General features: G+C 72.1%; 20 protein-coding genes. 12 read left to right on the top strand and 8 right to left on the bottom strand.

Annotation, left to right across the window (positions count from 1 at the left end):
• Positions 1–14 precede the first annotated feature (14 nt).
• From JI751_RS19910 to JI751_RS19900, 3 genes are read right to left on the bottom strand one after another with little or no spacing between them, the layout of a single operon-like run.
• Entirely contained in the window at positions 15–356 is a 342-nt protein-coding gene (locus JI751_RS19910) for an FKBP-type peptidyl-prolyl cis-trans isomerase (RefSeq protein WP_201940776.1), read from the bottom strand.
• Positions 357–406: 50 nt separating this feature from the next.
• Complete coding sequence (locus JI751_RS19905; RefSeq protein ID WP_201940523.1) at positions 407–838, bottom strand: CBS domain-containing protein; 432 nt, start codon at positions 836–838, stop codon at positions 407–409.
• 19 nt (positions 839–857) lie between these two features.
• Complete coding sequence (locus JI751_RS19900) at positions 858–1,745, bottom strand: inositol monophosphatase family protein (RefSeq protein WP_201940521.1); 888 nt, start codon at positions 1,743–1,745, stop codon at positions 858–860.
• A 41-nt stretch (positions 1,746–1,786) separates the two neighbouring features.
• Here JI751_RS19900 and JI751_RS19895 point away from each other — a divergent pair, with 41 nt between their 5' ends.
• Complete coding sequence (locus tag JI751_RS19895) at positions 1,787–2,248, top strand: DUF2231 domain-containing protein (protein ID WP_201940519.1); 462 nt, start codon at positions 1,787–1,789, stop codon at positions 2,246–2,248.
• A gap of 5 nt (positions 2,249–2,253) precedes the next feature.
• Here JI751_RS19895 and rsgA read toward each other — a convergent pair whose 3' ends face one another.
• The 4 genes from rsgA to JI751_RS19875 form a co-directional block, all read right to left on the bottom strand.
• Complete coding sequence (rsgA, locus tag JI751_RS19890) at positions 2,254–3,267, bottom strand: ribosome small subunit-dependent GTPase A (RefSeq protein WP_201940517.1); 1,014 nt, start codon at positions 3,265–3,267, stop codon at positions 2,254–2,256.
• A complete protein-coding gene (aroA, locus tag JI751_RS19885) occupies positions 3,264–4,541 on the bottom strand; it encodes a 3-phosphoshikimate 1-carboxyvinyltransferase (protein WP_201940515.1) in 1,278 nt (425 codons plus the stop codon). The genes rsgA and aroA overlap by 4 nt, the downstream gene beginning before the upstream one ends.
• A gap of 16 nt (positions 4,542–4,557) precedes the next feature.
• Complete coding sequence (locus tag JI751_RS19880; RefSeq protein WP_201940513.1) at positions 4,558–5,088, bottom strand: DoxX family membrane protein; 531 nt, start codon at positions 5,086–5,088, stop codon at positions 4,558–4,560.
• Between the two features lie 64 nt (positions 5,089–5,152).
• On the bottom strand, positions 5,153–6,868 hold the full coding sequence (locus JI751_RS19875; protein WP_201940512.1) for a sigma-70 family RNA polymerase sigma factor: 1,716 nt from the start codon (positions 6,866–6,868) through the stop codon (positions 5,153–5,155).
• Between the two features lie 262 nt (positions 6,869–7,130).
• Here JI751_RS19875 and JI751_RS19870 point away from each other — a divergent pair, with 262 nt between their 5' ends.
• The 6 genes from JI751_RS19870 (at position 7,131) to JI751_RS22095 (ending at position 10,472) form a co-directional block, all read left to right on the top strand.
• Positions 7,131–7,781 carry a hypothetical protein gene (locus JI751_RS19870; RefSeq protein WP_201940510.1) on the top strand — a complete coding sequence of 217 codons (651 nt, stop codon included), beginning with the start codon at positions 7,131–7,133 and terminating at the stop codon, positions 7,779–7,781.
• Between the two features lie 136 nt (positions 7,782–7,917).
• Entirely contained in the window at positions 7,918–8,667 is a 750-nt protein-coding gene (locus JI751_RS19865; RefSeq protein ID WP_201940508.1) for an SOS response-associated peptidase, read from the top strand.
• Positions 8,664–9,317, top strand: a complete 654-nt coding sequence (locus JI751_RS19860) for an alpha/beta hydrolase family protein (protein WP_201940507.1) — start codon at positions 8,664–8,666, stop codon at positions 9,315–9,317. The genes JI751_RS19865 and JI751_RS19860 overlap by 4 nt, the downstream gene beginning before the upstream one ends.
• Before the next feature lie 83 nt (positions 9,318–9,400).
• Positions 9,401–10,063, top strand: a complete 663-nt coding sequence (locus tag JI751_RS19855; RefSeq protein ID WP_201940505.1) for a sigma-70 family RNA polymerase sigma factor — start codon at positions 9,401–9,403, stop codon at positions 10,061–10,063.
• Positions 10,060–10,332 (top strand): mycothiol system anti-sigma-R factor, encoded by a 273-nt coding sequence (gene rsrA, locus JI751_RS19850; protein ID WP_201940503.1) that lies wholly within the window; start codon positions 10,060–10,062, stop codon positions 10,330–10,332. The genes JI751_RS19855 and rsrA overlap by 4 nt, the downstream gene beginning before the upstream one ends.
• 65 nt (positions 10,333–10,397) lie before the next feature.
• Entirely contained in the window at positions 10,398–10,472 is a 75-nt protein-coding gene (locus tag JI751_RS22095) for a 50S ribosomal protein bL37 (protein ID WP_369759046.1), read from the top strand.
• Positions 10,473–10,540: 68 nt separating this feature from the next.
• Here JI751_RS22095 and JI751_RS19845 read toward each other — a convergent pair whose 3' ends face one another.
• Positions 10,541–10,732 (bottom strand): hypothetical protein, encoded by a 192-nt coding sequence (locus JI751_RS19845; RefSeq protein WP_201940501.1) that lies wholly within the window; start codon positions 10,730–10,732, stop codon positions 10,541–10,543.
• A 169-nt stretch (positions 10,733–10,901) separates the two neighbouring features.
• Between JI751_RS19845 and JI751_RS19840 the strand changes: the two genes are divergently transcribed.
• The 5 genes from JI751_RS19840 (at position 10,902) to JI751_RS19820 (ending at position 15,667) form a co-directional block, all read left to right on the top strand.
• On the top strand, positions 10,902–11,699 hold the full coding sequence (locus tag JI751_RS19840) for a class I SAM-dependent methyltransferase (RefSeq protein WP_201940499.1): 798 nt from the start codon (positions 10,902–10,904) through the stop codon (positions 11,697–11,699).
• Positions 11,700–11,792: 93 nt separating this feature from the next.
• Positions 11,793–12,248, top strand: a complete 456-nt coding sequence (locus JI751_RS19835) for a DUF6326 family protein (RefSeq protein ID WP_307814405.1) — start codon at positions 11,793–11,795, stop codon at positions 12,246–12,248.
• 9 nt (positions 12,249–12,257) lie between these two features.
• Complete coding sequence (locus JI751_RS19830) at positions 12,258–13,388, top strand: sensor histidine kinase (protein ID WP_201940497.1); 1,131 nt, start codon at positions 12,258–12,260, stop codon at positions 13,386–13,388.
• Positions 13,385–14,047: a response regulator gene (locus tag JI751_RS19825; protein ID WP_201940495.1), complete on the top strand. Its 663-nt coding sequence runs from the start codon at positions 13,385–13,387 to the stop codon at positions 14,045–14,047. The genes JI751_RS19830 and JI751_RS19825 overlap by 4 nt, the downstream gene beginning before the upstream one ends.
• A 174-nt stretch (positions 14,048–14,221) precedes the next feature.
• Entirely contained in the window at positions 14,222–15,667 is a 1,446-nt protein-coding gene (locus tag JI751_RS19820) for a hypothetical protein (protein ID WP_201940493.1), read from the top strand.
• Positions 15,668–15,700: the final 33 nt, after the last annotated feature.

Genomic DNA, 15,700 nt, shown 5'->3' with positions numbered 1-15,700 from the left:
CGTACGGGCGGGGGCTAGCGGACCTCGAGCAGGTCGACGACGAAGATCAGCGTCTCGCCGGGCTTGATGACGCCGCCGGCGCCGCGGTCGCCGTAGCCGAGGTGCGGCGGGATGACGAGCCGGCGGCGGCCGCCGACCTTCATGCCCTGCACGCCGGTGTCCCAGCCGGAGATGACCTGGCCGATGCCCAGGCGGAACTGCAGCGGGTCGCCACGGTTGTAGGACGCGTCGAACTCCTCGCCGGTGGAGTGGGCCACGCCCACGTAGTGCACCGACACGGTGGAGCCGGACGTGGCCTCCGTGCCATCACCTTCGACGAGGTCGGTGACCTCGAGGTCGGTGGGCGCCTCGCCCATGTGCGGGTCGACGTCGGGCTTCTCGGACACAGCTGCTCCTTCGATTGACTTCAGGTCTGGTGGACGTAGCTGTCCAGCTGGTCGCGCTCGAACTCGAGCTCGCCGATGCGGTTCTTCACCACGTCACCGATGCTGATGATGCCGGTCAGCCTCCCGTCGGCCACCACCGGGACGTGCCGGATGCGGTGCTCGGTCATCAGCTGCATGAGATCGGTGAGGCCGTCGTCGCCCGCGCAGGTGCGCACCTCGGCCGTCATGATCTCGCGGACGGCGGTGTCGAGCACACCCGCGTCGGCGTGCAGGCGGCGTACGACGTCGCGCTCGCTCACGATGCCCGTCACCTGCTCGCCGTCGTCGCTCACCACGAGCGCGCCGACGTTGTGCTCGGCGAGGAGGGCGACCAGCTCCCGCACCGTGGCGTCCGGACCGATGGTCACCACGTCGTGGCTCGGCTTGGCCTTTATCACGTCGTTGATCTTCATCGACCAACCGTAGCCACATTCAGTCGAGTACGGGAGGTGCCTGACGCTCGCGCAGGTTGCTCACCGATCCGGGACCGCGGCGCAGCACGTCGGGGTCGGTGTCGTCGTCGATCGAGCCGAGGAACGACAGCGCCGCGTCGTGGAGGTGACCATTGGTGGCGAGCGCGTTGCCACCCCAGGGCCCGTCGGTGCCGTCGAGCGAGGTGAACGCACCGCCCGCCTCGCGCACGATCACGTCGAGGGCCGCCATGTCGTAGAGCGCGAGCTCGGGCTCGGCGGCGATGTCGACCGCGCCCTCGGCCAGCAGCATGTAGGACCAGAAGTCGCCGTAGGCGCGGGTGCGCCAGCAGCGCCGGGACAGGGAGACGAAGTCGTCGAGGCGGTCGCGCTCGTCCCAGCCGGACAGGTTGGAGTAGGACAGCGACGCGTCCTCGAGACGGCGTACGTCGGACACCTCGCACTTCGTCGCCTTGAGCAGCGACCGGCCGGTCCAGGCGCCGTTGCCCGCCGAGGCCCACCAGCGGCGCTGCAGCTGCGGGGCGGAGACGACGCCGAGGACGACCTCGTCGTCGACGGCCAGCGCGATGAGGGTGGCCCAGACGGGCACGCCGCGCACGAAGTTCTTGGTGCCGTCGATCGGGTCGACGATCCAGCGGCGCTGGCTGTGGCCGGTGGTGCCCTGCTCCTCGCCGATGACGGCGTCGCGCGAGCGGACCCGCGACAGCGTGCGGCGGATGCCCTCCTCGACGGCCTTGTCGGCGTCGGTGACGGGGGTGAGGTCCGGCTTGCTCATCACGTGGAGGTCGAGCGCCTTGAAGCGGGCCTGGGTGAGCGAGTCCGCGTCGTCGGCCAGCACGTGCGCCAGACGCAGGTCGTCGGTGTAATCAGTGGAGCCGGTGATGGGCATGTTCACAGGTTATTGCCAGCAAGCCCACCTACCCTGCACGCATGGAACTGAACGGTGTGCCGCTCCACCCGCTGATCGTGCATGCAGTCGTCGTCCTCGGCCCCCTCGCCGCGCTCACCGGCCTGGCCTACGCCTTCGTCCCGAGGTGGCGGTGGCTGCTGCGGTGGCCGCTCGTCGTGCTCGCGGTGGTGACCGCGGTCGCCTCGGTGCTGGCGGCGTCGGCCGGCGAGGCACTGCTCGAGGCCCGGCCCGAGCTCGAGCAGCTCGTCGAGGAGCACGAGGAGAGCGGTGAGCTGCTGCGCACCGTCTCGCTGGTGTACGCCGCCCTGTCGCTGCTCGCGGCCTATGCTCTGGGCGGCGCCTCGGCCCTCGCCTCGGGCCGCGGTGCGCGCGAGACCCGCTTCGGCGTCCCGGTGATGGTGGTCCTCGCCGTCGGCGCCGTCGCGCTGATGGTCACGCTCTACCTCGCCGGCGACTCCGGCGCCCGCGCCGTCTGGGGCTGACCCGGCTACCAGTCCGTGGCCGAGCGGGCGGCGAGCAGCCGGCGGAACGACTCCACGCGGTCGGGGTCGGTCTCGCCCGCCGCGACCGCCTCGTCGAGCCCGCACTCGGGCTCGTCCGTCCCGTGGGTGCAGCCGCGGGGGCAGTCCTCGGTCATCTCCTCGAGGTCGGGGAACGCCTCGATGAGGTTCTCCGGCTGCACGTGCGCGAGCCCGAAGGACCGGATGCCGGGGGTGTCGATGATCCAGCCGTCGCCGTCGGGCAGCTCGAGGAGGTAGGCGCTCGTGGAGGTGTGGCGGCCGCGTCCGGTCACCGCGTTGACGATGCCGACCTCGCGGTGCGCGTCGGGGACGAGGGCGTTGACCAAGGTCGACTTGCCGACCCCGCTGTGCCCGACGAGCACGCTCGTCTTGCCCCTCAGCCGGTCGCGGAGCTCGGTCAGGTCTCCCGACGTGCCTGCCTCTCGCTCGCCCTTCAGCTGCGTGACCACCCACGGCACCCCGAGCGAGCGGTAGGTCGACAGCAGGGTCTCCGGGTCGGCGAGGTCGGCCTTGGTCATGCACAGCAGCGGCGCCATCCCGGCGTCGTACGCCGCGACGAGCGCGCGGTCGATCAGGCGTGGGCGCGGCTCCGGGTCGGCCAGCGCCGTCACCACCACGAGCTGGTCGGCGTTGGAGACGATCACGCGCTCGACCGGGTCGTCGTCGTCGGCCGTCCGGCGCAGTGTGGTCGTCCGGGGCACGACCTCGACGATGCGGGCCAGGGATCCGTCGTCGCCGCTCATGTCGCCCACGACGCGCACGTGGTCGCCGACGACGACGCCCTTGCGGCCCAGCGGGCGCGACTTCATCGCCATCACCCGCCGGCCCTCGAACAGCAGGGTGAAGCGACCGCGGTCGACCGTCACGACGCGGGCGAGGACGGCGTCGTCGTACGACGGACGGTCCTTGGTGCGCGGACGGGTGCGGCGGCGGGGCCGCTCGTAGTGCTCGTGGTCGTGCTCGGAGTAGCGGTTGCTCACGAGTCTCCGCCCAGCACCGCGGCGCTCCACGCGGCGGCGAAGTCGGGGAACGTCTTCGACGTCGTCGCGATGTCCTCCACCTGCACGCCGTCGACGGCCAGTCCGAGGATGACGCCGGCGTGGGCCATCCGGTGGTCGGCGTAGGTGTGGAACACCCCGCCGTGCAGCGGGGCGGGCGTGATGGACAGGCCGTCCTCGCGCTCGACGACCTCGGCGCCGAGGCGGCCGAGCTCGGTGGCGAGGGCGGTGATCCGGTCGGTCTCGTGGCCGCGGATGTGGGCGATGCCGCGCAGGTGCGACGGCGAGTCGGCAAGGGCGCACAGCGCCGCGACCGCAGGAGTCAGCTCGCCGACATCGTGCAGGTCGAGGTCGACCCCGGCGAGCCGCGTCGGGCCGGAGACGGTCAGCCCTGCCGCCGACAGCGCGACCTCGCAGCCCATCAGGCCGAGGATCTCGCGGAGCTGGTCGCCCGGCTGGGTCGTGCTGTCCGGCCAGTCCCGCACGGTCACGGTGCCGCCGGTGGCCGCGCCGAGCGCGAGGAACGGCGCCGCGTTGGACAGGTCGGGCTCGATGTCGTGGTCGACGGCCTTGAGCGGACCCGGTGCCACGGCCCAGCGGTTGGCGTCGGCGTCGTCCACCTCGACCCCGTGCTGCCGCAGCATCTGCACGGTCATCTCGATGTGGGGGAGCGACGGCACCGGCTTGCCGACGTGGCGCACGTCGACCCCGTGCTCGTAGCGGGCACCTGCGAGCAGCAGCGCCGAGACGAACTGCGACGACGCGCTCGCGTCGATCGTGACCGTCCCGCCGGCCACCGATCCGTCACCGCGGACGGCGAAGGGGAGGGCGCCGCGACCGCCGTCGTCGACGGTGACGCCGAGCGCCGACAGGGCGGTCAGCATCTGGCCGACGGGGCGCAGCCGCATGTGGGGGTCGCCGTCGAAGCCGACCGTCGCCTGGGCCAGCCCGGCGACCGGTGGCACGAACCGCATGACCGTCCCGGCCAGTCCGCAGTCCACCTCGGCGTCGCGGTCCCACGCGCCCGGGGTGACCGCCCAGTGGCCGTCGACGTCGTCGACGCCCGTGCCGAGGGAGCGGAGCGCCGACGCCATGAGCAGGGTGTCGCGCGAGCGCAGCGGACGTCGTACGACACTCGGGCCGTCGGCGATCGCCGCGAGCACGAGCGCACGGTTGGTGAGCGACTTGCTGCCGGGCAGGGAGACCACGCGCTCGACGGGGCCGTCGGGGCGTGGCGCGGGCCAGAGGTCGGTCACCCGCGAAGACTATCGATCAGCTGAGCTGGGCCTTCGCGACCCGTGCCTCCTGGCGGGCGGCCTTGGCGACCTGCTTGGCCTCACGGCGTACGTCCTTCGCGGCGCGGCGGGCGCGCCAGGCCAGGCCGGGCTTGCCCTCGGTGTCGACGCCGGCGAGGAGCAGGCCACCGAGGATCGAGGTGTTCTTGGCGAACTGGAGGCGCTGCAGGGCCTTGGCGTCCGGGTCGCTCTCCTCCCAGAACGCGTGCCCCGCGAGCGTGGTCGGCACGAGCGAGGCGGCGAGCACCGTGGCGCTGAGGCGCGGGGCGCGGCCGGTGGCGAGCGCCGCGGCGGCGAGGATCTGGGCGCCCGCGTTGATCCGTACGAGCGTGGCAGCGTCGGTCGGGATGGGCAGGCCGGGTGCGGCCTGCTGGGCGAGCGGGACGACCCGGTCGGTGACCTTCTTGGCCTTCGTGGCGTGCGCGTCGGTCTTGCGGAGGGCATTGACGCCCCCGACGACGAAGATCGTGGCCAGCATCGGTCGGGCGAACAGCCGAGTGATCGTCATGCCCATTGTCTACACGATGCGCGCGGAGGGCGCTCCGTCCGGAGGGGTGCGCCGGATCGGACCGTCAGCCGAGGTCGGCGCGCCAGGTGTTGTTGCCCGCGTCGGCGTCCTGCTCGGCCGGGGTCAGCCTCGCCGTCACCTGCGCACCCTGCGGGGCGACCACCTCCAGCGAGACGGGGGCGAGGTTGGCTCCGGTGATCTGGCAGGTCGCGCGCGCCTGGCCGAAGTCGCAGCGCGAGTCCGTGGTGCGCACGACGTTGCCGTCCGACTCGACGACGAGGACCGCGCTGCTGCCGGACGGGAGGCCTGCGACGCGCAGCACCACGGTGTACGTCGGACGTGCCCCACCGACGCTGCCGGCGAGGGACGGGTCGGGCACGACCGGCGGCGGTGGGGTGGGCGTCGGGGTCGCGGTCGGGCTCGGGTTGCCGGTCGGGTTGGTGGTCGGGTTCGCGGTGGGGGTGGCCGTCGGGCTCGACGTGGCGGTGGACGTCGGCGTCGGCTTGTTCGTCGGGCTGGCCGTCGGGCTCGAGGTGGGGCTCGACGTCGGGCTGGAGGTCGGGCTGGAGGTGGGGCTGGACGTCGGGGAGCTCGTCGGGCTCGACGTGGGTGAGTCGGTCGGCGAGTCGGTGGGTGAGTCCGTCGTCGTGGGGGAGTCGGTCGGCGACGGCCCGTCCGTCCCGGGCGTCGGGTCGGTGAGGTCGACCTCGTCGCCCGGCGTCAGCACGACGGCCTCGGGACCCTCTTCCGGTCCGGACACGCCGCCCTCGTCGGCGTCCGAGGTCGCGCTCGAGGCACTGGTCGTCGCGGAGGGCACGTCGCGGGAACCGGCCTCGGGGCGCGGATCGGGGGCGCGGGTGGCGATCGCGATGCCGCCGGCCACGATCACGGTGCTGGCGGCGACGCCGGCCACGGCCGCGGTGGCCGCGTTGCCCGCGACGAGGTCGCGGATCCGCCCGACGAGGAGCGACAGGCCGACCGGGAGGGCGCCACCGGCGGCGGCCGTACCGAGGTAGGCCGTGGCCACCCCGCCGAGGAGCAGGGGCGCGAGCAGCGCGCCGAGGTTGGAGTTGACCTCGGTGAGCTCGAGGTAGACGGCCATGCAGGGGCGGCACTCGTCGAGGTGCTCCTCGACCTTGGCGGCGTCGCGGCGCGAGCTCGAGCCACGGACGTAGGCGCCGAGCTGGCCGTGCGTCCAGCGACAGGTGTCGGCCTCGAGCTCGGCGGCGTGCTGGGTGAGGAACGCCTCGCGGAGGCCCTCGCGGGCCCGGTAGGCGAGGGCCGAGACGGAGTTGGCGCTCATCCCGAGGATCGGTGCGATGTCGGCGGGCTTGTCGCCCTCGACCTCGGTGTGCCAGAGCACGAGCTGCCAGCGCTCGGGGAGCGAGGCGAACGCCTTGGCCGCGGCGGCGCTCTCGAAGCCCTCGACGGCGGTGTCGACGAACGGCACGCCGGGGTCGAAGGGCTCCATGTCGTCGGTGGTGGTGAGCCGCGCGGTGGCCCGGATCTTGTCAACCTGGAGGCGGCGCACGGAGGTCAGGAGGTAGGCGCGGAAGGCCACGTCGGGGCCGCCGCCGCGCTGGAGCACGCCGAGCACCTTGACGAAGGCCTCGGAGACCAGGTCGTCGGCGTCGGAGGGCGGCACGAGCTGCCGGGCGAGGCGCCGGGCGGCGTCGACGTGGCGCTCGAAGAGGGTGCCGTAGGCGTCGACGTCCCCGCCGCGGACCGCCGAGATCAGCTCGGCGTCCCCCGGTGCCTCGATGCTGGTCGCAACGCTCATGCCCTCGGACGCTTCCCGGGGCGCTTCCTGGCCCCGCTCAGGTGCTTCGAACTGTAGTCCTCCGAGCGTGCTCGGACCCCTCACTTGGCAAAATCGCAAGATCCCGGTCCGGTCCGCGTCATGCGGGGCGACGGCGACCGTCTCCTCGACAGAGCAGGACACATCGAAGGGGGCTGCCGTGAAGATCTTCGCCACACGCGGGCGTCGTCTTTCGGCTTCCGGTCCTGGGGTGAGTGGGCCAGCGTCTCCCGTGCGGTCGGGGTTGCCGCACCGGTACGAGGCGCTGGGGGAGGCACTCACCTCGGGATCGGACGTCCTCGGGGCGTGTGCCGTTGCGGGCGAGGACCTCGCCCGCGACGGTGCCTCGATGCAGGAGGCGCTCGACGGGCTGCGCGACACGTGGCGAGTGGCCGGCGCCGGCGATCCGCCGTACGACGCCGTGAGCGCGCTCGTGACCGCGTGGAGCGAGACGACCCTGGGCTACCTGCACCAGCTCTCCTGCGACGACCCGCTGACCGGCCTGGCGAGCCAGGCCCACCTGCGCAGCCGGCTGTCCGAGCTCTACCGGCTCGGTGAGGACGTCTCGGGCCACGCTCTCGTGGTGGTCGCGCTGCCGCTGGGCGACGACCCGTCCGACGAGGCCGGCGACCACTTCACCCGCGCGATGCGGATCGCGCGCGCCGGCGAGCTGGCGCGCACCGTCTTCGCCCGGGACGAGACCATCGCCCGGATCGGCATGCACCGGGTGGGGATCCTATGCCGCCGCGACGAGGTCCTCGGCCGCCGGGTCCGCGTGCTGGCGACGCTGCTCGACGGCTCACCGGAGGACGGCCCGCTGCGGCTGTGGATCGAGGGCCTGCCCGGCACCGACCACCTCGCCGGGTCGCTGCTCGACGAGCTCGCCCGCGGCTGAGCGGCTGGCGCCGACAGCGTTCGGACCGGGGTTGGTTTCGTCGCGCGGTCGCGTGCTCGCAGGCTCGCTCGCGCGCTTGCTCAACCTCCCGACCCAGGCCGTGCGCGACTCCGTCGCGCCCGGCTAGGGTCGTGACATGTGCGGCCGCTACGCCTCGTCCCGCGACTCCGACGACCTCATCGAGGAGTTCGAGGTCGTCGAGAGCCGGATCGCCGCGCCGCTGGCCGCGGACTACAACGTGGCGCCGACCAAGGAGGTCTACGCCGTCGTCGAGCGGCCGCCCTCGCGTGAGTCCGGCCCCGACAGGACGGAGCCGCCCCAGCGCCAGCTCAGGGTCTTCACCTGGGGCCTGGTCCCGTCGTGGGCCAAGGACCCGTCCATCGGCAACCGGATGATCAACGCGCGGATGGAGACCGTCGCCGAGAAGCCGGCCTACCGCAAGGCGTTCGCCTCCCGGCGTGCGCTGCTGCCCGCCGACGGCTACTTCGAGTGGTACCCCACCTCGCAGACCACTGCGAAGGGCAAGCCGGTCAAGCAGCCCTTCTTCATCCGTCCCAAGGACGGGGGAGTGCTCGCGATGGCCGGGCTCTACGAGATCTGGCGCGACCCGACCAGGGACGAGGACGACCCCGACCGGTTCCGCTGGACCTGCACGGTCCTGACCACGCAGGCCGAGGACTCGCTCGGCCACATCCACGACCGGATGCCGCTGATGGTCGAGAAGGACCGCTGGCACGAGTGGCTCGACCCGACCCACCCGGGCGACACCTCGCTCCTGGTGCCGGCCGCGCCCGGCCGGCTCGAGGCCTACGCAGTGCCGACGCTGGTGAGCAACGTGCGCAACAACGGGCCCGAGCTCGTCGTGCCGCTGGAGGCCACGTCGTGAAGAAGGCCTCCGTCCGCACGGTCGACACGCCCCACGGCGAGGGCCGCCTCCACACCCGACGCGCGACCAGCCCGATCGCGACGCTGCTGCTGAGCCACGGCGCCGGCGGCGGCATCGAGTCGCGCGACCTGTGGGCGCTGGCCGACGCGCTGCCCGCGCAGGGCGTCAGCGTCGTCCTCTTCGAGCAGCCGTGGCGGGTCGCCGGCCGCAAGGTCGCCACCGCCCCGCCGACCCTCGACGCCGCACTGACCTGTGCCGCCGACGTGATGCGCGTGCGTACGCCCCTCGTCGTGGGTGGCCGCTCGGCCGGTGCCCGCTCCGCCGCCCGTACGGCGCGTGCGCTGGGCGCGACCGGCTGCCTGGCCCTCTCCTTCCCGCTCCACCAGCCCGGGCGGACCGAGCCCACGCGGCTCCCCGAGCTGCTCGGTGCCGGGCTGCCGACCCTCGTCGTGCAGGGCGAGCGCGACCCGATGGGCCGGCCCGAGGAGTTCCCCGGCGACGTCGAGATGGTCGTGATCCCCGGTGGTGACCACGGGCTGAAGGTCCCGGCCCGCGGCGAGGTCAGCCAGGACGAGGCGATGGGCATCGTGGTCGAGTCGACGCTCGAATGGCTGGTCCGCGAGGTCGTGGGGAATCCCCGGACGGGGTGAGGTGTTCATGCTGTGTGCAGTCACTGACCCTCGAACGCCCGACGACTACGGTGCCGCCGACCCCGGCGGTACTGTGGGAAGCGATGACTGAATCGCTCCAGGACGAGATGTCCACCGAGATCTCCCGCGAGGACGAGACCGACGACCAGCGGTCGGCGCGCTTCGAGCGCGACGCCCTGCCGTTCCTCGACCAGCTCTACGGCGCGGCGATGCGGATGACCCGCAACCCCGCTGACGCCGAGGACCTGGTGCAGGAGACCTTCGCGAAGGCCTACAGCGCCTTCCACCAGTTCAAGCCCGGCACCAACCTCAAGGCCTGGCTCTACCGGATCCTCACCAACACCTACATCAACTCCTACCGCAAGAAGCAGCGCCAGCCGCAGCAGTCGATGTCCGAGGACGTCGAGGACTGGCAGCTCGCCCGCGCGGAGTCGCACTCGTCCACCGGCCTGCGGTCGGCGGAGATGGAGGCGCTGGAGCACCTGCCCGACTCCGAGGTGAAGGACGCGCTGCAGCGCCTTCCCGAGGAGTTCCGGCTCGCGGTCTACCTCGCCGACGTCGAGGGTTTCCCCTACAAGGAGATCGCCGAGATCATGGACACGCCGATCGGCACCGTGATGTCTCGCCTCCACCGCGGGCGTCGCCAGCTGCGCGACATGCTCGCCGACTACGTCCGGACCAACGACCTGCTGCCGGCCAGCACCGTTCCCGCCGCTGTTCCTGCTGGTGAGGGGAGCGCGTCGTGAGCGAGCACGAGCACGGCAAGGACGACTGCGTCGACTACATCGAGCGCATCGTCTACTTCATCGACAACGAGCTCGACCAGGCCGACTGCGCGGTCGTCGAGATGCACCTGCGCGAGTGCGGCCCCTGCCTCGAGCGCCACGACCTCCAGAAGGCGGTCAAGCAGCTCGTCCAGAGGTCCTGCTCGGAGTCCGCACCGGAGTCGCTGCGCGACCGCGTACGCCTCCAGCTGCGCGAGGTGCGGATCCAGATCAGCGAGAGCGGCTCCTGAGCCGATTGGCTCCTCGCCGTCTCCTTTGAGAGACTGCTCCGAGCACCGACTTCAGGAGGACGACTATGGGCAAGACCGGACGCAAGCGCCGCGCTCGCAAGAAGAAGGGCGCGAACCACGGCAAGCGCCCCAACGCCTGACGCGTCTTTCTGACACGTCATCGTGAGAGTCCCCGCCACGGCGGGGACTTTTGCATGTCCGGGGTCGGTCAGTCGGGCAGCATGGCGTGCAGCGCGCCGTGGGAGAGCAGGGTCAGCTCGGCCACGCGCGGCAGCTGCAGCTCGGCGTGGTGGATCGCCATCAGCTCTCGTACCTCGTCCACCGCGATCTGTCGCTCGTAGGTGGCGACCTCGATCCTCTGTCCCAGCGTCGCCAGTTTCTCGCGCAAGCCGTCGTCCACGTGTGATGCCCCTCGATCTGCTCCCTCCCCACGAGGTAGCCCGCGAAGACACTGCCAGATGTCGGGCGTCCCGCGCGTGCGACGCGACGAAGCTTGACCCAGTGGTCTAGTCAGGTTCGCCTTGACGTTGATCGAGTCGTGCCCGGTGTGCTGGTGCGATGATCACGGCATGGCCGACGACCGCCCGCTGGCGATGACCTTCGACTCGGCGGCCGAGCGCTACCAGCAGGCGCGACCCGACTACCCGGACTCGCTGTTCGACTCGCTCGTCGACCTAGCTGATCTGTCGCCGGGGGACCGGCTCCTCGAGATCGGCTGCGCGACCGGGAAGGCCACGATCCCGCTCGCCCGCCGCGGCTTCGCGATCACGTGCGTCGATCCGGGCCCGGCGCTCGTGGAGGTCGCGCGCCGCAACCTGGCGGCGTACCCGGACGTGGACGTGCGGCACGGCCGGTTCGAGGACGTGGTGCCGGACGGGACGGCGTACGACCTCGTGCTCGCTGCCACGTCCTGGCACTGGCTCGATCCGGAGATCCGCTACCGGCGGGCGTGGGAGCTGCTGCGGCCCGGCGGCCACCTCGCCTTCTGGAGCGCGACCCACGTCTTCCCCGAGGGTGGCGACCCGATCTTCCGCGAGCTCCAGGACGTCTACGACGAGATCGGCGAGGGCGTGCCGGGAGGGGCGGCGTACGCGCGCCCGGACGAGCTGCCCGACCAGCGCGACGAGATCGAGGCGAGCGGGCTCTTCGACGACCTGCAAGTGCGCCACGTCGACTGGGAGGTCGACTACGACGCCGAGGGCTACCTCGCGCTGCTCGACACCTTCTCCGGGCACATCGCGATGGAGCCGTGGCAGCGCGAGCGGTTGTACGGCGAGATCCGTCGGCGGCTGGCCGAGCGGCCGGACGGGCTGCTGCGCCGCGGGTGGGGTGCCGTGCTGCACGTCGCGCGGCGGCGGCACGTCTAGTACCTGAGGCCAGCGGAGACGGGCCTCCAGTCCGATGGAACGAGGCGCGGATCCCGTGATCGTGGTGTCACCACCTCGATCGGAAGGAAGACCGTGACCACCACGACCCTGCGCACGTCCGCGAACGCGACCGGCCTCGACGACGCCCCGCTGCCGGTGAAGGCGAGGCTCGCCGCCGCCTGGACCAGCCTGATGTTCCTCTACATCTACGTCGACCACCTCAACCTCTACAAGCCCGGCGTGGTCGCGGACATCCTCGCCGGCCGCGTCTTCGAGTTCGACGCCAACGAGACCTTCGTCATCGTCGCGCTCACACTCGTCGGGATCCCGGCCGTGATGGTCGTGCTGTCCGCTGCGCTCCCGGCTCGCGTGAGTCGCCCCCTCAACCTCGGGGTCGGCGCGCTCTACATCCCCGTGTCGCTGTTCAACCTCAGTGGCGGCGAGTGGCTCGGCTTCTACGGACTCGGGGTCGGGACCGAGGTCCTCGTGCTGGTGTACGTCCTGCGGTCCGCGTGGTCGTGGCCGCGCACGGGCGCGTCCGCTCTCTAGGCTGCACACGTGCTCGCCGCCTCCCTCCGCTCGATCCTGAGCGAGCCCCGCGCCCCCGGCGCTCCTGCGTGGGTGTGGTGGGACTGGGTCCTCGTCGGCGTGATGCTGGTCGTGACCGTGGGGGAGGCGATCCTGCGCCCCGACCTGCCGATGCGGCCCCTGGCCGTCGCGGTCGCGCTCGTGGTCGTCCCGGCCCTGCTGTGGCGGCGTACGCACCCACTGGCGGCGACTGCGGTCGGCTTCGGGGGCGCGCTGGTGCTGTTGCTCCCGACGCTGCTGGGCGACGTCGCCGAGATCGGGCTCGACTCGATGGTCGTCGTGCTGCTGCTGCCGTACTCCCTGTACCGCTGGGGCTCCGGTCGCGAGGCCCTGATCGGTACGGCGATCACCGCGGTGCCGGTGAGCCTGGGTCTCGCGCTCAGCGGGACCCTCGGGGACGTGGTCGGCGGCACCACCGTGGTGGTCGCGTCGTTCGCCCTCGGTGCGGCGATGCGCTACCGCGCGGTCGCGCACCAGCGCGAGGTCGCGCAGGTGCGTAGCCACGAGCGCGGCGAGCTCGCCCGCGAGCTGCACGACACCGTCGCCCACCACGTGTCGGCCATCGCGATCCAGGCCCAGGCTGGCCGGGCGGTGGCGGCCACGAACCCGTCGGCGGCCGTCGAGGCGCTGGCGGTGATCGAGGCCGAGGCGTCGCGGACGCTGGCCGAGATGCGTACGGTCGTCCGGGTCCTCCGCGAGGGCGACGCGGCAGAGTTCGCGCCGCAGCGGGGGATCGGCGACCTCGACGAGCTGGCGCGGATGGACCCTGCCGTGCAGGTGGCGCGCTCCGGCGACCTGGCCGGGCTGCCGCAGCCGCTCGAGGTCGCCGTCTACCGGATCTGCCAGGAGGCGGTCACCAACGCGATCCGCCACTCGCTCGACGCCACGGCGGTCACGGTGCAGGTCACCGGCGAGGCCGACGTCGTACGGTTGCGTGTGCACGACGACGGCCAGGCGGCGCGCCCCGCGACGACCGGGGGCTACGGCCTGATGGGCATGGCCGAACGGGCCAAGCTGCTCAGCGGCACGCTCTCCGCCGGCCCCGACCCGGCCGGCGGCTGGACCGTCTCGGCCGCGCTGCCGCGTTCGGTGGCGCCATGAGCATCAGGGTGGTGGTCGCCGACGACCAGGACCTCGTCCGCACCGGCCTCACGATGATCCTCGACGCGCAGCCCGGGATCGAGGTCGTCGGCCAGGCGCGGGACGGTCACGAGGCCGTGGCGGTCGCCCGCGAGCTGCGCCCCGACGTCTGCCTCTTCGACATCCGGATGCCGGGCATCGACGGCGTCGAGGCCACCCGCCAGCTCGCCGGCCCCGGTGTCGCGGACCCTCTCGCGGTGGTCATCATCACGACCTTCGACCTCGACGACTACGTCCTCGGCGCGTTGCGAGCCGGCGCCCGGGGCTTCCTGCTGAAGGACGCCGGGCCTGCCTTGCTGGTGCAGGCGATCGAGGCGGCCGCGAAAGGCGACGCCCTCATCTCGCCCGACATCACCCGCCGGTTGCTGAGCACCCTCGCCTCGTTGGAACGTCCTGCTGCGCCCGCTCAACCGATCGCGCCGTTGACCGATCGCGAGGAGGACGTGCTCGTCCTCGTCGCGCGAGGTCGTACCAACCACGAGATCGCGGACGAGCTCCACATCAGCCTCAGCACGGTGAAGACCCACATCGGCGCCCTCATGGCCAAGCTCGGTGCCCGCAACCGGGTCGAGGTCGCGATCTGGGCGTACGAGACCGGGCGCGCTCCCTCCGCTGGTTGAGGTGCGAGGAGCGCCCGGGTTGCTCGGTGGTTGAGGTGCGAGGAGCGCCAGCGACGAGCCTCGAAACCACTGACTCAGGTGTATCGCTCAGACTCTCGAAAACAGTTGTCCGGAATGTGGATCTGAGCGTGAATCCCGGGTCTGACTGTCGGTGGTCATCGCTAGCGTGAAGGCATGAACACCGACCTCCTCGACCTCGACGCGGAACGCCTCCTGGCCGCCGCGTCCGAGGCCGAGCGAGCGTCCCGCCTCGCCGAGGTCGCCAAGCTCGAAGTGCTCTCCGCGTGGGCGGCCATCCACTCGACCGATCCCACCGAAGGCCCCGACGGCCGCATCGCCCGCCGGATCGGGAACGTCCTGCGACAGCTCGGCGGTGACGGCACCCCGCGCGTGCAGGACTTCTGCCTCGGCGAGATCGCCCTGGCCCGGCATGCCGGCGTCACCGCCACGCAGCACATGCTCGCCGACGTCCTCGACCTCGAGCACCGCCTCCCGCTGACCTGGGCCGTCACCCGCCGCGGCGACTGCGAGGTCTGGGTCGCCCGCAAGGTCGCCAAGCTCTCGCGCCACCTACCCGCCGACAAGGTCCGCGTCGTCGACACCGCCGTGTCCCGGATGATCGCCTCCGAAGCACCCGGCCGGGTGCTCGAAGTGGCGGAGGCGAAGGTCATCGAGGCCGACCCCGCCCTGCATGAGGAGCGGTGCGAGGCCGAACGCCGCCGCCGCTACCTCGGCCTCGGTCGCACCGACGAGTACGGCCTGCGCACCCTCATCGCCCGCCTCGAAGCCGGCGACGCCGTCGCGGTCGACGCCATCGTCCACCGCGTCGCGGAGATCATCGACCCCCTCCACCCCGACGCCAGCCCCGACGAGCTCCGCGCCCTCGCGTTCGGCTGGCTCGCCCGACCCGCCGAGCTGTTCACGCTCCTGCTCGAGCACACCGACTCTGGGAAGAGTCGCGAGTCCGAACACGATGACGAGGCAGACCCCGAGCCCTCGCTCGACCTCAACCTCGACCTCGACTTGGACCTCGACGAGCCCGAGCCGGAGCCAGAGCCCGAGGATGACTCGCCTGCTCGTGCGTACGCCTTCCCCGCGGACCTCCTCGACGCCCTCCGTCACATCGATCTCACCCCCCTCGCACCGAAGGTGGTCCTGCACGTCCACCTCCACGAGGCAGCCCTTCACGGGGCGGACGCCGTTGCCCGCGTCGAGGGCCTCGGACCTGTCACCCTCACCCGGCTCCACGAGATGCTGCGCGGCTGCGTGGTGAAGGTCCAGCCGGTCAAGGACCTGTCCAACCGGGTCCGCTACACCGCCTACGAACACCCCGAGTCCCTGCGCGACCAGGTCCACCTCGTCACCGGCGGCGACTACTGGCCCTACGCCACCTCGACCAGCCGCAACGTCGATCTCGACCACCCCGTCCCCTACCAACACACCGGACACGGCGACACCGGACGAGAACCCCCGCCGGGACAGACCGGCCCCCACAACTCCGGCCCCCTCGGCCGACGCCACCACCGCTGGAAGACCCACTGTGACTGTGCTTCTGGGCATCCATTGTGGGTCGCCCGCCGGTCCGGAGCAGTGCAGTCTGGTGTCGGCGTCCTGGTCTGACTCGAAAGACACACTGGCCGTTTGCTTGCAAGC

Source organism: Nocardioides baculatus (assembly GCF_016735675.1).
Taxonomy (GTDB): domain Bacteria; phylum Actinomycetota; class Actinomycetes; order Propionibacteriales; family Nocardioidaceae; genus Nocardioides; species Nocardioides baculatus.
The sequence above is the reverse complement of the archived record's forward strand: the minus strand, read 5'-3'. Positions and strand labels throughout refer to the sequence as shown.

Bases quoted from the DNA above. Each gene is read 5' to 3' on its own strand.
- JI751_RS19910 (WP_201940776.1), bottom strand. From the start codon at position 356: ATGGGCGAGGCGCCCACCGACCTCGAGGTCACCGACCTCGTCGAAGGT.
- JI751_RS19905 (WP_201940523.1), bottom strand. From the start codon at position 838: ATGAAGATCAACGACGTGATAAAGGCCAAGCCGAGCCACGACGTGGTG.
- JI751_RS19900 (WP_201940521.1), bottom strand. From the start codon at position 1,745: ATGCCCATCACCGGCTCCACTGATTACACCGACGACCTGCGTCTGGCG.
- JI751_RS19895 (WP_201940519.1), top strand. From the start codon at position 1,787: ATGGAACTGAACGGTGTGCCGCTCCACCCGCTGATCGTGCATGCAGTC.
- JI751_RS19880 (WP_201940513.1), bottom strand. From the start codon at position 5,088: ATGACGATCACTCGGCTGTTCGCCCGACCGATGCTGGCCACGATCTTC.
- JI751_RS19875 (WP_201940512.1), bottom strand. From the start codon at position 6,868: ATGAGCGTTGCGACCAGCATCGAGGCACCGGGGGACGCCGAGCTGATC.
- JI751_RS19865 (WP_201940508.1), top strand. From the start codon at position 7,918: ATGTGCGGCCGCTACGCCTCGTCCCGCGACTCCGACGACCTCATCGAG.
- JI751_RS19855 (WP_201940505.1), top strand. From the start codon at position 9,401: ATGACTGAATCGCTCCAGGACGAGATGTCCACCGAGATCTCCCGCGAG.
- JI751_RS19840 (WP_201940499.1), top strand. From the start codon at position 10,902: ATGGCCGACGACCGCCCGCTGGCGATGACCTTCGACTCGGCGGCCGAG.
- JI751_RS19825 (WP_201940495.1), top strand. From the start codon at position 13,385: ATGAGCATCAGGGTGGTGGTCGCCGACGACCAGGACCTCGTCCGCACC.
- JI751_RS19820 (WP_201940493.1), top strand. From the start codon at position 14,222: ATGAACACCGACCTCCTCGACCTCGACGCGGAACGCCTCCTGGCCGCC.